General features: G+C 68.0%; 11 protein-coding genes and 1 pseudogene. 3 read left to right on the forward strand and 9 right to left on the reverse strand.

Annotated elements, in window-relative coordinates; all coding sequences use genetic code 11:
- Positions 1-21 precede the first annotated feature (21 nt).
- From BHU15_RS42070 to arc, 4 genes and pseudogenes are all read right to left on the reverse strand, one after another.
- Positions 22-123 (reverse strand): annotated as a pseudogene (locus tag BHU15_RS42070) (hypothetical protein); the annotation flags it as partial.
- A gap of 62 nt (positions 124-185) precedes the next feature.
- Positions 186-404, reverse strand: a complete 219-nt coding sequence (locus BHU15_RS01570) for a ubiquitin-like protein Pup (RefSeq protein ID WP_069625501.1) — start codon at positions 402-404, stop codon at positions 186-188.
- Between the two features lie 133 nt (positions 405-537).
- Positions 538-2,049, reverse strand: a complete 1,512-nt coding sequence (dop, locus tag BHU15_RS01575) for a depupylase/deamidase Dop (RefSeq protein ID WP_078494398.1) — start codon at positions 2,047-2,049, stop codon at positions 538-540.
- Positions 2,050-2,285: 236 nt separating this feature from the next.
- Entirely contained in the window at positions 2,286-4,049 is a 1,764-nt protein-coding gene (gene arc, locus BHU15_RS01580; RefSeq protein WP_031232116.1) for a proteasome ATPase, read from the reverse strand.
- A 253-nt stretch (positions 4,050-4,302) separates the two neighbouring features.
- On the opposite strand from arc, the gene BHU15_RS01585 reads away from it, so the two are divergent.
- Complete coding sequence (locus BHU15_RS01585) at positions 4,303-4,623, forward strand: ferredoxin (protein WP_023542804.1); 321 nt, start codon at positions 4,303-4,305, stop codon at positions 4,621-4,623.
- Positions 4,624-4,697: 74 nt separating this feature from the next.
- Here the strand turns inward: BHU15_RS01585 and BHU15_RS01590 are convergent, their stop codons facing one another.
- From BHU15_RS01590 to BHU15_RS01600, 3 genes are all read right to left on the reverse strand, one after another.
- Positions 4,698-5,285: a hypothetical protein gene (locus tag BHU15_RS01590; RefSeq protein WP_069625502.1), complete on the reverse strand. Its 588-nt coding sequence runs from the start codon at positions 5,283-5,285 to the stop codon at positions 4,698-4,700.
- A 174-nt stretch (positions 5,286-5,459) separates the two neighbouring features.
- Entirely contained in the window at positions 5,460-6,362 is a 903-nt protein-coding gene (locus BHU15_RS01595) for a tRNA (adenine-N1)-methyltransferase (protein ID WP_023542802.1), read from the reverse strand.
- A gap of 53 nt (positions 6,363-6,415) precedes the next feature.
- Positions 6,416-7,663: a site-2 protease family protein gene (locus BHU15_RS01600; protein WP_031232114.1), complete on the reverse strand. Its 1,248-nt coding sequence runs from the start codon at positions 7,661-7,663 to the stop codon at positions 6,416-6,418.
- Positions 7,664-7,771: 108 nt separating this feature from the next.
- On the opposite strand from BHU15_RS01600, the gene BHU15_RS01605 reads away from it, so the two are divergent.
- Both BHU15_RS01605 and BHU15_RS01610 read left to right on the forward strand, forming a co-directional pair.
- A complete protein-coding gene (locus BHU15_RS01605) occupies positions 7,772-8,659 on the forward strand; it encodes a RecB family exonuclease (protein WP_247748590.1) in 888 nt (295 codons plus the stop codon).
- 260 nt (positions 8,660-8,919) lie between these two features.
- The gene (locus BHU15_RS01610; protein WP_023542799.1) at positions 8,920-9,591 is read left to right on the forward strand and encodes a response regulator; all 672 of its coding nucleotides are present in this window, start codon (positions 8,920-8,922) and stop codon (positions 9,589-9,591) included.
- 91 nt (positions 9,592-9,682) lie between these two features.
- Here BHU15_RS01610 and BHU15_RS01615 read toward each other — a convergent pair whose 3' ends face one another.
- Both BHU15_RS01615 and BHU15_RS01620 read right to left on the reverse strand, forming a co-directional pair.
- Complete coding sequence (locus BHU15_RS01615; protein ID WP_069625504.1) at positions 9,683-11,287, reverse strand: ABC transporter substrate-binding protein; 1,605 nt, start codon at positions 11,285-11,287, stop codon at positions 9,683-9,685.
- 468 nt (positions 11,288-11,755) lie between these two features.
- The gene (locus BHU15_RS01620; RefSeq protein ID WP_069625505.1) at positions 11,756-12,457 is read right to left on the reverse strand and encodes an HAD family hydrolase; all 702 of its coding nucleotides are present in this window, start codon (positions 12,455-12,457) and stop codon (positions 11,756-11,758) included.
- Between the last annotated feature and the right edge of the window lie 25 nt (positions 12,458-12,482).

The following is a 12,482-nucleotide window of genomic DNA, read 5'->3' on the forward strand; positions in this document are numbered from 1 at the left end:
ATTGCAGTTGAAGCACAGTACGCCTCGGACCCTACCCGTCCGGCGGCAGTGATCCACCTGCGCGGCGGGAGCGGCGTGACGGATGACGTGGATACCCGCCGGGGGGCGAGAAGATCTCGTCACGCCTGCGGGGAGGGTGCTCCCCAGCTCGGGAGCACCCCTTCAGCCCGCGGTCACATCCGTGACTACTGTCCGCCCTTCTGAACGAAGGACCTCACGAAGTCCTCGGCATTCTCCTCGAGTACGTCGTCGATCTCGTCCAGGACGGAGTCCACGTCGTCCGACAGTTTCTCCTGGCGTTCCTTGAGGTCCTCGGACTGCTGAACGTCCTCGGTCTGCTCCTCCACGTCCTGCGTGGAACGCGTCGCCTTCTGCTGCCCGCCGTCGGTGTCCTTGGTCGCCATATCCCTCACCCCGCTCGGTTGCCCCGCTCGATGTGACCTTCAAGATCCGACCCTACAAGCAGGGTCCGACATCGGCCCCGCAGTTCTTGGAACGTCCGGGGGCCATCTCCATGATTCCCGCACCGGGACCATTTCAGCCGCCCGAGAGCACCCGGACCAGGTCTTCGGCCGTACGGCACCGGTCCAGGAGCGCCTTCACATGGTTACGGGTGCCCCGGAGGGGTTCCAGGGTCGGTACCCGCTGGAGCGAGTCCCGGCCCGGCAGGTCGAAGATGACCGAGTCCCAGGAGGCGGCGGCCACGTCGTCCGCGTACTGCTCCAGACAGCGGCCCCGGAAGTAGGCGCGGGTGTCCTCAGGGGGCTTCGTCTCGGCCCGTTCGACGTCCGGTTCGTCCAGGAGCCTGGTCATCCTGCCGCGGGCCACCAGACGGTTGTACAGACCCTTCTCGGGGCGTACGTCCGAGTACTGGAGATCCACCAGGTGCAGCCGAGCCGCGTCCCACTCCAGGGCGTCACGGCGGCGGTAGCCCTCCAGGATCTCCTTCTTCGTGACCCAGTCCAGTTCGCCCGACAGGCTCATCGGGTCGTTCTCCAGGCGGTTGAGGGTGTCCTCCCAACGGCCCAGTACGTCCCTGGTCTGCTCGTCGGCGTCGGCGCCGTAGCGCTCCTCGACGTATTTGCGGGCCAGTTCGAAGTACTCCATCTGGAGTTGTACGGCGGTGAGTGTCCGGCCGCTGCGGAGCGTGACCAGCTGGGCCAGGGACGGGTCGTGCGACACCTGGTGGAGGGTGCGTACGGGCTGGTCGACGGCCAGGTCGACGTTGATGAACCCGTCCTCGATCATGGACAGGACCAGGGAGGTCGTCCCGAGCTTGAGATAGGTGGAGATCTCCGAGAGATTCGCGTCGCCGATGATCACATGGAGCCTGCGGTACTTCTCGGCGTCGGAGTGCGGCTCGTCCCGGGTGTTGATGATGGGCCGTTTGAGGGTGGTCTCCAGACCGACCTCGACCTCGAAGTAGTCCGCTCGCTGGCTGATCTGGAAGCCGTGTTCATGGCCGTCCTGGCCGATGCCGACGCGGCCCGCGCCGGTGACGACCTGGCGTGAGACGAAGAACGGCGTCAGGTGGCGCACGATGTCCGAGAACGGGGTCTCCCGCTTCATCAGGTAGTTCTCGTGCGTGCCGTACGAGGCGCCCTTGTTGTCGGTGTTGTTCTTGTAAAGAAGGATCGGCTGGGCGCCCGGCAGCTGTCCGGCGCGCTCGGCGGCCTCGGCCATGATGCGCTCGCCGGCCTTGTCCCACAGGACGGCGTCACGCGGGTTGGTGATCTCCGGTGAGCTGTATTCGGGGTGCGCGTGGTCGACGTAGAGCCGCGCCCCGTTGGTGAGGATCACATTGGCCAGCCCGATGTCCTCGTCGGTGAGCTGGCTGGACTCGGCGGCCTCGCGGGCGAGGTCGAAGCCTCGTGCGTCCCGCAGCGGGTTCTCCTCCTCGAAGTCCCAGCGGGCGCGGCGCGCCCGGTGCATCGCCGCCGCGTAGGCGTTGACGATCTGGGACGAGGTGAGCATGGCATTGGCGTTCGGTTGGCCGGGGACGGAGATCCCGTACTCCGTCTCGATGCCCATTACTCGCCGTACGGTCATGCGGCCCTCCTTGCCCGGCGGCGCTCCCCTTCGGGAACGGCGCTCAAGTACCGCTGTCTCTCCGGTGCGTGTGCGATGCCCGTCCCCGCACTGCGCGCCGCGGCGGTACCGAAGAGCCTAAAGCGCCTCTGCACTGGTGGGGAGATCGTTTCCGTCATTGGCCTGGTGTCGTGAAAGGTAGGGGGAAAGCAACCGGCTGCGGATGCCCGTCCGGACATCCGCAGCCGGTCTGTTCCTTACAGGTACTGCCCGGTGTTGGCCACCGTGTCGATGGAGCGTCCGGTGTCCGCGCCCTGTTTTCCGGTGACGAGGGTGCGGATGAAGACGATCCGCTCGCCCTTCTTGCCGGAGATGCGGGCCCAGTCGTCGGGGTTGGTGGTGTTGGGCAGGTCCTCGTTCTCCTTGAACTCGTCCACGCAGGCCTGGAGGAGGTGGTTGACGCGGAGTCCTCGCTGGTTCTCGTCGAGGAAGTCCTTGATCGCCATCTTCTTGGCCCGGTCGACGATGTTCTGGATCATCGCGCCGGAGTTGAAGTCCTTGAAGTAGAGGACTTCCTTGTCGCCGTTGGCGTACGTGACTTCGAGGAAGCGGTTCTCCTCGGATTCGGTGTACATCCGCTCGACGACCGACTGGATCATGCCCTGCACGGTGGACTCGGGCGAGCCCTTGTGTTCGGAGAGGTCGTCTTCGTGGAGAGGCAGCGAGGACCGCAGATACTTCGCGAAGATGTCCTTCGCCGCTTCCGCGTCGGGACGCTCGATCTTGATCTTCACGTCGAGCCGGCCGGGGCGCAGGATCGCCGGGTCGATCATGTCCTCGCGGTTGGAGGCGCCGATGACGATGACGTTCTCCAGGCCCTCCACACCGTCGATCTCGGCGAGCAGCTGGGGGACGATGGTGTTCTCCACGTCCGAGCTGACGCCGGATCCGCGGGTGCGGAAGAGGGATTCCATCTCGTCGAAGAAGACGATGACGGGGGTGCCCTCGCTGGCCTTCTCACGGGCACGCTGGAAGACGAGGCGGATGTGCCGCTCGGTCTCGCCGACGTACTTGTTGAGAAGCTCGGGACCCTTGATGTTGAGGAAGTAGCTCTTCCCGGCGGGCCGGCCGCTGACTTCGGCGACCTTCTTGGCGAGGGAGTTGGCCACGGCCTTGGCGATGAGCGTCTTGCCGCAGCCGGGAGGGCCGTACAGCAGGATGCCCTTGGGCGGGCGCAGTTCGTGCTCTTTGAAGAGGTCCGGGTAGAGATACGGGAGCTCGACCGCGTCGCGGATCATCTCGATCTGGCCGCCGAGGCCGCCGATCTTGCTGTAGTCGACGTCCGGGACTTCTTCGAGGACGAGCTCTTCGACCTCGCTCTTGGGGACCACTTCGTAGACGTACCCGGAGCGCGGTTCGAGCAGGAGGGCGTCGCCCGCGCGGATGTTGATGTCGAGCAGGGGCTCGGCGAGGCGTACCACCCGTTCCTCGTCGGTGTGTCCGACGACCAGGGCACGTTCGCCGTCCTCAAGGATCTCCTTGAGGGTGACGATGTCTCCGGCCCGCTCGAACTCCATGGCCTCGACCACGTTGAGGGCCTCGTTGAGCATGACTTCCTGGCCGCGCCGGAGCTCTTCGAGCTCGACGCCGGGGCTGACGTTCACCCGGAGCTTGCGGCCCCCGGTGAAGATGTCGGCCGTGCCGTCCTCGTTGGCGTGCAGGAAGACACCGAAGCCGGCCGGCGGCTGTGCGAGCCGGTCGACCTCTTCCTTCAGGGCCACGATCTGGTCGCGGGCCTCACGCAGCGTATTGGCGAGCCGCTCGTTCTGTGCGGACACGCCTGCCAGGTTTGTCTGCAGTTCGACGATCCGCTCTTCGAGAATTCTCGTATGACGCGGAGAGTCGGCGAGCTTACGTCGCAGGACGGCGATTTCCTGCTCAAGATAGGCAACCTGGCCGGCCGGGTCTTCGGACCCTCGTCCGGGCCGGATGCCGCGGTTGTTGTCGTCGTGGGCTGCCACGGTCCTCACCTCCTCCAAGGGGAGCTGGACGCTTCCTGACCCTACCTGGGTAGGTGGTGATTAAAACCCCTAGATCACAAAGACTGTCGGGGCGTGTCCGATCTTCACCCTTGCGCTCTCCCTCACGCCAGGGGAATACCCACCGTTCAACATCGGAAAGCGGCCGGTTGTATCGTCGGAGTGTTCAACACCCGTCAGGGCTGGCGTGACTTGCCCGTGATTGCATCGTCCGACGCAGGAAACGGCAGGAGATATGACCGTGCAGCAGCAGGCTCCGAGCGACGCAGTCACCGAGGGCGGCGAGCCGCTGGAGGTCTGGATCGACCAGGACCTGTGTACCGGGGACGGCATCTGCGCGCAGTACGCGCCCGATGTCTTCGAGCTGGACATCGACGGGCTGGCGTATGTGAAGAGCGCGGACGACGAGCTTCTCCAGGCGCCCGGTGCGACGACGCGTGTGCCGCTGCCGATTCTGAAGGACGTCGTCGACTCGGCGAAGGAATGCCCGGGTGACTGCATTCATGTGCGGCGCGTCTCGGACAGCGTCGAGGTGTACGGGCCCGACGCGGAGTGAGTGTTCCGGCGGCCGGGTGAGTGCCGGTTACGCCGTCGGCGTACCGGACCGGGCGGTCACGGGGCGCGAGGTGGTCAGACGCTCCGTGACTCGTTCTGGGCGCTTCGTACGAAGGCGCCGTTCTTCCACTGCCAGGTGAGCCGCTGGTCCTCGTCGGGGCAGCAGGCGGGGACGTCCGGGCCCGAGTAGCCGAGGAGCCGTGCGCGGACGACGCCGTCGCTTATCTCCAGGTCGGCGACGCTCTGCCGGTCGGCGGGGTCGACGAGGGTGGCCACGATGCGGGGTGCGCCCGCGTCCTTGCCGGCGGTGAGGACGTACACGCCGTTGGGCGGGGTTCCGGAGCCGGCGTCGCAGCGTGCGGCGGCCACGGTCTCGGGGCGGCCGTCGCCGTCGAGGTCTCCGGTGGCTTCCTTGGTGACGAGGGCTTTCGCGCCACCGCATTCGAGCGGGAAGTCGACGGCGGCGGTGTCCGGTGCGGGCTGCGGTGCCGTCTTCGGGGCGGTCCGTCCGGCGGGTCCGGAGCCCGACTGGTTGGCGGTGGCGGCGTCGGGCTGGAGCAGACCGGCGGCGGCCACCACGGCGGCCATCGCGGTGGCCGTGGCGAGCCAGTGCACGGAACGCGGCCGGGTGTGCGCGAGGTCCGGGACGTCGGAGAGCTGCACGCGGTGTCTCCTGTGAAGGCAGTGCCGGTGGGGGTGGCGTGAATGGTGCCACACGTCACAGTGGGGTGGAACAGCGGGGTCTGTAAGGCCAACGTAAAGTCGCCGCCGCCGAGTTCGTGTCGGGTGGACGTGAACTCGGCGGCGGCGCCGTCGTGTTGCGGGGGTGACGCCGGCTCAGTCCCGCGAGCCGCTGCCGCTTCCGGGGCCGTCGTAGTCGTCGCCGTACGCGCCCTTGGAGGGGCGGCGACGGCGCAGGGGCGGCTCCACACCGTCGGCGAGGCGCCGGGCGGTGATGAGGAAGCCCGTGTGGCCGATCATGCGGTGGTCGGGGCGGACGGCGAGTCCTTCGACGTGCCAGTTGCGGACCATCGACTCCCAGGCGGCGGGCTCGTTGAAGGAGCCGTGCTCGCGGATGGTCTCGACGGTGCGGGCGAGCTGGGTGGTGGTGGCGACGTACGCGCAGAGGATGCCGCCGGGCACGAGGGCCTTCGACACTGGTTCGACGCACTCCCACGGCGCGAGCATGTCGAGGATGACACGGTCGACCTCGGTGTCGCTGAGGTTGTCCTGGAGGTCGCCGACGGTGAGCTGCCAGGCCGGGTGGGGGCCGCCGAAGTAGCGCTCCACGTTCTGCTTGGCGATGTCGGCGAAGTCCTGCCGGCGCTCGTAGGAGTGCAGCATGCCCTGGTCACCGATGGCGCGCAGCAGGAAGCTGCTGAGCGAGCCCGATCCCACTCCGGCCTCGACGATGCGGGCGCCGGGGAAGATGTCGGCGAAGGCCAGGATCTGGCCCGCGTCCTTGGGGTAGACCACGGCGGCGCCGCGGGGCATGGACAGGACGTAGTCGGGGAGCAGGGGGCGCAGCGCGAGGTAGGCGACGTTTCCCGTGGTGCGGACAACACTGCCCTCGGGAGCACCGATCAGCTCGTCGTGCGGGAAGGAACCCTTGTGGGTGTGGAAATTCTTCCCGGCTTCGAGCGTGAAGGTGTAGTGGCGTCCCTTGGGGTCGGTGAGCTGGACCTGGTCCCCGACCTTGAAGGGGCCGCGACGACGGGCGGCACCGGTCGGTTCGGACATGCGGTCAGACTACCTGCTTCTTTTGAGGCTCCCTCACCTGGCGTGGGGCGGCGCTACTTGGCGTCGGGCCTGGCCATCGCGGCGACGAAGGCCCGTTCGACGTCGGCGGTGGACAGGACTCCGTAGATCTCGCCGCTCTCCTCGACCACGAGGTACTCGGTGGCGGGGTTGGCCCTGAGGCGGTCGAGGAGGGCTTCTCCGGCCAGCTCGGCGGGGACCTTCATGCCGTCGGTGAGGTCGTTGGCGAGGCCGCTGACGGCGACCCAGGGGCGGCGGTGGGTGGGGACGCCGACGATGGCGGCCTCGCGGACCAGCGCGGTCGGTTCGCCCTGTCCGTCGACGACGACGAGTGCGCGGGCTCCGGCCTCGTTGGCCCGGCGCAGCGCCTCGGAGAGGGGGGTGGCCGATTCGACGGGGACGGCGCGCCGGGTGAGGGCGCGGGCCCGCAGGTCGGGCAGGTGTTCGCGGAGGCGGGCCATGCGCAGGCTGTTGCCCGCCCCGGTCCAGATGATCGCGGCGAGGATCGCGGCGAGGAGTGCGTCGGTGACGGTCTCGACGCCGCCGATGTCCTTGGTGGAGTTGCCGAGGGCGCCGGTGTGGGTGAGGAGCGGCAGGCCGATGAGGACGGCGATGGCGAGTGCCCGGCCGACCCAGGCGGCGGCGACGGTGCCCGCCATGGGCTTGCCGGTGATCTTCCAGACGACGGCGCGCAGCATCCGGCCGCCGTCCAGCGGCAGTCCGGGAAGCAGGTTGAAGGCGGCGACGATGAGGTTGGAGATCATCAGGCCCGCGAGGAGGACACCGGGGACGGTGCCGGGCTCGACGGCGGCCATCGTGAGGTAGAAGAAGCCGGCGAGGACGAGGGAGAGCAGGGGGCCGACGAACGCGAGCATGAACTCGCGGCCGGGGGTCTCCGACTCCTTCTCGATCTCGGAGACGCCGCCGAAGAACTGGAGCTGGATGCGGCGCACGGGCAGTTTGTAGCGCAGCGCCACGACCGTGTGGGCCAGTTCGTGGACGAGTACGGAGGCGTAGAAGGCGACGGCGAAGAAGAGCGCGACGAGGTAGCGGACCCCGCCGAGGTGGGGCAGTACGCGGTCGAGCTGGCCGCCGAAGACCCAGGTGATGAGCGCGGCCACGAGGAACCAGCTGGGGGCGACGTAGACGGGCACGCCGAAGGGGCGGCCCATGAGGATTCCGCCGCCGGGGTCTTCGGGTCGCTTCCGCTTGCCACCGGGTGGCGCGTCCTCAGGACCGGACCGCGGCCTCTTGCTCTCGCCGCTCTCGTCGTCCTTTTTCACGTCGTCCCTTCGTTGCGGCGCCGTCGCTCGCTCGATGATGGTGTGTGCGAGGGTCTTACGTCGATGGTATTCCGCTCGCTGTCAGTGGCGGGCCGTAGGGTCTGCGTCATGAGTACGAGTCAGCAGCCCTCCTCGCTGTCGCCGTCGCGTGCGAGCGACTTCATGCAGTGCCCCCTGCTGTACCGGTTCCGGGTGATCGACAAGCTGCCGGAGAAGCCGAGCGAGGCGGCGACCCGCGGGACGCTGGTGCACGCGGTGCTGGAGAGACTGTTCGACGACCCCGCTGTGGAGCGTACGGCGCCGCGCGCCAGGTCGATGGTTCCCGGGCAGTGGGACCGGCTGTTGGAGTCACGGCCGGAGCTGGGCGAGCTGTTCGCGCAGGACGAGGGCGGCGAGCGGCTGACGCGCTGGCTCGCGGAGGCCGAGCAGTTGGTGGAGCGGTGGTTCTCGCTGGAGGATCCGACGCGTCTTGAGCCGGCCGAGCGCGAGCTGTTCGTGGAGACGGAGCTGGAGTCGGGGCTGCGGCTGCGCGGGGTGATCGACCGGGTGGATGTGGCGCCGACGGGCGAGGTGCGGATCGTGGACTACAAGACGGGCAAGGCGCCCCGTCCGGAGTACGCGGAGGGCGCGCTGTTCCAGATGAAGTTCTACGCGCTGGTGATCTGGCGGCTGAAACAGGTGGTGCCACGCCGGCTCCAGCTGGTCTATCTGGGCAGTGGGGACGTCCTGACGTACGACCCGGTGGTGGCCGATCTGGAGCGGATCGAGCGCAAGCTGCTGGCGCTGTGGGAAGCGATCAGGCTGGCGACGGAGACGGGTGACTGGCGGCCCCGGCCGACGAAGCTGTGCGGCTGGTGCGATCACCGGTCGGTGTGTCCGGAGTTCGGTGGCACGCCGCCGGTGTATCCGCTGCCGGTGCCGCCGGTGCGGAGCGCCGAGCCGGTGGTGCCCGCTGCTGAGGCGGCCGTTTCCGCCGAGCCCGCTCAGGGGGTTTAGGGCGTGTTTTGAAAGTAGCGTCGTCCGCCCGAAGGGCGGGGCTCACGGCGTCTGGTGCGTGCGATCGCAAGGCGGAGGATCGACCTCGTACTGGGCGTACTCGGTCGACTCCGACAACGCGGCGAGCGTGCGTGCCAGGCGCCGTGAGCCAGACGGGACTTTCAAAACACGCCCTAGCCGGGGCGGTGTGTGCCCGCCGCGGTCACGGGCGGGCGCTCAAGGCAGAATGGACCGGGATCAGTCCCATCGAAGGAGTTCCCGTGGCGATCCGCGTCCTACTGGTCGATGACCAGCCACTGCTGCGCACCGGCTTCCGGATGATCCTGGAGGCCGAGCAGGACATCGCGGTCGTCGGTGAGGCCGGGGACGGTCTGCAGGCCATCGACCAGGTCCGGGCGCTCCAGCCCGACGTCGTGCTGATGGACATCCGTATGCCGCGTATGGACGGCGTCGAGGCGACCCGCCAGATCACCGGTCCCGGCAAGGACGGCCCGGCGAAGGTGCTGGTGCTGACGACGTTCGATCTGGACGAGTACGTGGTGGAGGCGCTGCGCGCCGGGGCCAGCGGCTTCCTGCTCAAGGACGCGCCCGCCAACGAACTGGTGCAGGCGATCCGGGTGGTGGCCGCCGGTGAGGCGATGCTGGCGCCGAGCATCACGCGCAGGCTGCTCGACAAGTACGCGGACCATCTGCCGTCGGGCGACGAGCAGGTGCCGGACACCTTGCACACGCTGACCGAGCGCGAGGTGGAGGTGCTGAAGCTGGTGGCGCGCGGGCTGTCCAACGCCGAGATCGCCGCGGACCTCTTCGTCAGCGAGACCACGGTCAAGACGCATGTGGGGCATGTGCTGACGAAGCTGAGCCTGCGTGACCGCGTCCAGGCGGCCGTGTACGCGTACGAGAGCGGTCTGGTCCGCCCCGGCGCCCAGTAGGGTCCTTCGGCGCGAACGGTCGCTGCGCGAGAGAGAGGTCCCCGGCACCGCTTGGATGCCGGGGACCTCTCCCGTACGACGGTCGGGCCGGTCAGACGGCGCTGCCGGTGCCCAGCTCCCAGAACAGCAGCTCGCCCGAGGGGTTGAGGGCCCACTCCACACCGGAGATGTCGTCGGCGGCGGCCACGTACTGCTTGCCCTGCCAGAGCGGGAGGACGGGCACGTCCTCGGCGACGATGTCCTGTATCTCCACGAAGGACTTGGCGGCGGCGCTGCGCTCGGCCTCGCGGCGTGACTGCGGGATCAGGTTCCCGATCACCTTCTTGTTGGCGTACGGCGCGTTGAGGAAGTTGTCCGTGTCGAGGAACGGCGCGATGTAGCTGTCCGGGTCCGGGAAGTCGGGGAACCAGCCCATGCCGTAGACCGCGTAGTCACCGCGCGTCTGGGCGGGCCGGAACTTCGACCACTCGGCGCCCTTGGTGTCGACGTCGAAGAGCCCGCTGGAGTTGAGCTGCTTCTTGAGCGTCTCGAACTCCTTGACCGTGGCCTCGCCGTAGTGGTCGGTGGTGTAGTTCAGGGTGAACTTCACCGGCGTCTGGACCCCGGCCTCTTCGAGGAGCCGCTGGGCCTCGGCCCGGTCGGGCTCGCCGTACTTGTTGAAGAACGAGTTGGTGTGGGCCGTGACGGTCGCCGGGATGAGCGAGTAGAGCGGCTCGGCCGTGGAGCCGTACACCTCGGAGGCGATCTGGCCGCGGTCCACGAGGGCGGCGACGGCCTGGCGTACCGCCTTCTCCTTCACCGCGGGCTCGTCGGTGTCGAAGGCGAGGTAGCGGATCTCCAGCCCCGGCATCTCGGTCAGCGCGATGCTGTCCTTGGGCTGGGCGGCCATCTGCTCGATCTGCTCGGGCGACATGGTGCGTGACATCACGTCGATCTCGCCGGAGTCGAGGGCCTTGCCCATGGCGGCGGCGTCGGGGTACGAGCGCAGCTCGACCTTGGTGTTGCGGAGCTTGAGGTCGCCCTTGTACGAGTCGTTCTTGGTGAAGACGGCCTTGACGATCCGGTCGCCCTTCACCTCGGCCTTGAAGTTGTACGGGCCCGAGCCGTTCACCTCGAAGCCGTCGCGGAGCTTGTTGCCGTCGTACGACTCCGGGTCGACGATGCCGGCGATGGGCGTCGAGAGCTTGTACGGGAACGTGGCGTCGGGGGTCTTCAGATGGAAGATGACCTCGGCGTCGCTGGGCGTCTCGATCGTGTCGATGTTCGCGAGCAGACCGACCGCGCCGGCCTCGGAGTTGATGTCGAGGACCCGCTCGATGGAGAACTTCACGTCCTTGGAGGTGATGTCGGCGCCGCCGGGGAACTTGAGCCCGTCGCGCAGCTCGCAGCGGTAGCTCTCGTTCTGGTTGTCGGAGAACCGGCAGTTGGACGCGGCCTCGGGGACCGGGGCGCCGCCGCCGCGCGGGACCTGCATCAGGGTCTGGAGGGACTGGCGCAGGATGTTCCAGGAGCCGGTGTCGTACGCGAACGCCGGGTCGAGGGGCGCCGGAGACTCCTTGGTGGTGGTGAACTGGTCCGTCGTGCCCACGACGATGGCGTCACCGCTGCCGGACGAGCCGTCCGAGCCGCCGCAGGCGACGAGCACCGGGGCGAGCAGACCGGCCACAACCGGCAGCACGAGACTCTTGCGCTTCATCCTGGACGTACTCCCTCATCCGAACCCCGAGCGATACAACGGTGGTTGAGAATTTCGCGACGTGATTGACCGTCGGAACACACCGTTGAGGCGGCGAACGGGTGGCGAAGTTCTCGCGATGAGGTTAGTCGGCGGTCGCGGATCTTATGAACCGGGCCTGGTACGCGCGTAATCGCCAAGCGTTCAGCAATAGAGGTGAAGCGGTATCGACCCACCAGAATGATCCACACATCACGTAATGAATCGGGACACATGGGCGCCCGATTCGGCGCGGCGAACGGGCAGACCACGGGCGCGGAACGGGCGTGATCACCGGCACCGAAGGCACGGAGCGTGACAAACGTCACGCACATTTCCCTCAGGTCACCACGATGGGGGCCGAAATGATCAACGAAATGACCTCCGAAAGCGCTTACCGCAATGCCCGTCGACTTTCGATAGTTTCAGGGGCCACGCTCTGTGTGCGTATCAGTGCTTGTGCGTCATCAGACCACGTAGGAATACCAGGTCGACCTCTTCGAGGGAGTTCACGATCACCCGTCCCGCGGCGGCGGCGATCGGCGCGACGGACGGTACGGCCACCACGCGGCAGCCCGCGGCCTCGGCGGACGCGACGCCGGTCGCCGTGTCCTCGATGACGGCGCATCTGGACGGGGCGGCGCTCAGCCCGCTCGCGGCCCGCAGATACGGGTCGGGGTGCGGCTTGGTGTTCAGCACCTCGTCACCGGCCACCGTGAGGCCGAAGTGGTGGCGTCCGACGGAGTGCAGCACGCGGTCGATGATGCGCCGGTGGGAGGCGGAGACCAGGGCCGTGGGCACGCCGTGGTGGGCCAGCTCGGCGAGCAGCCTGGCGGCTCCGGGCATCAGCGGCACGTCGACGGTGATGCGCTCCTCGAAGCGGTCGTTCAGCAGCACGGTCAGCTCTTCGAGGGTGATGTCGGCGCCGGTGGCCTCGATGAGATAGCCCGCACTCCTGGTCATCGGCCCGCCGACGACCACGTCGCGCCAGGCGTCGTCGAGAGTGTGGCCGAGGTCCTTGAAGACGGCGACCTCGGTGTCCCACCAGAAGCCCTCGGTGTCGACCAGGGTGCCGTCCATGTCGAGCAGCACGGCCTGAAGGGCCGAGCCTTCGGCTGTACGGGTCATGGACGCGGGAACCGTACTGGTCATCCGGCACACCTCCGAGAGGGACGAG

Origin of the sequence: Streptomyces niveus (genome assembly GCF_001723055.1) — a bacterium.
Taxonomy (GTDB): Bacteria; Actinomycetota; Actinomycetes; order Streptomycetales; family Streptomycetaceae; genus Streptomyces; species Streptomyces niveus.

Bases quoted from the DNA above. Each gene is read 5' to 3' on its own strand.
- BHU15_RS01570 (WP_069625501.1), bottom strand. From the start codon at position 404: ATGGCGACCAAGGACACCGACGGCGGGCAGCAGAAGGCGACGCGTTCC.
- dop (WP_078494398.1), bottom strand. From the start codon at position 2,049: ATGACCGTACGGCGAGTAATGGGCATCGAGACGGAGTACGGGATCTCC.
- BHU15_RS01585 (WP_023542804.1), top strand. From the start codon at position 4,303: ATGACCGTGCAGCAGCAGGCTCCGAGCGACGCAGTCACCGAGGGCGGC.
- BHU15_RS01595 (WP_023542802.1), bottom strand. From the start codon at position 6,362: ATGTCCGAACCGACCGGTGCCGCCCGTCGTCGCGGCCCCTTCAAGGTC.
- BHU15_RS01605 (WP_247748590.1), top strand. From the start codon at position 7,772: ATGAGTACGAGTCAGCAGCCCTCCTCGCTGTCGCCGTCGCGTGCGAGC.
- BHU15_RS01615 (WP_069625504.1), bottom strand. From the start codon at position 11,287: ATGAAGCGCAAGAGTCTCGTGCTGCCGGTTGTGGCCGGTCTGCTCGCC.
- BHU15_RS01620 (WP_069625505.1), bottom strand. From the start codon at position 12,457: ATGACCAGTACGGTTCCCGCGTCCATGACCCGTACAGCCGAAGGCTCG.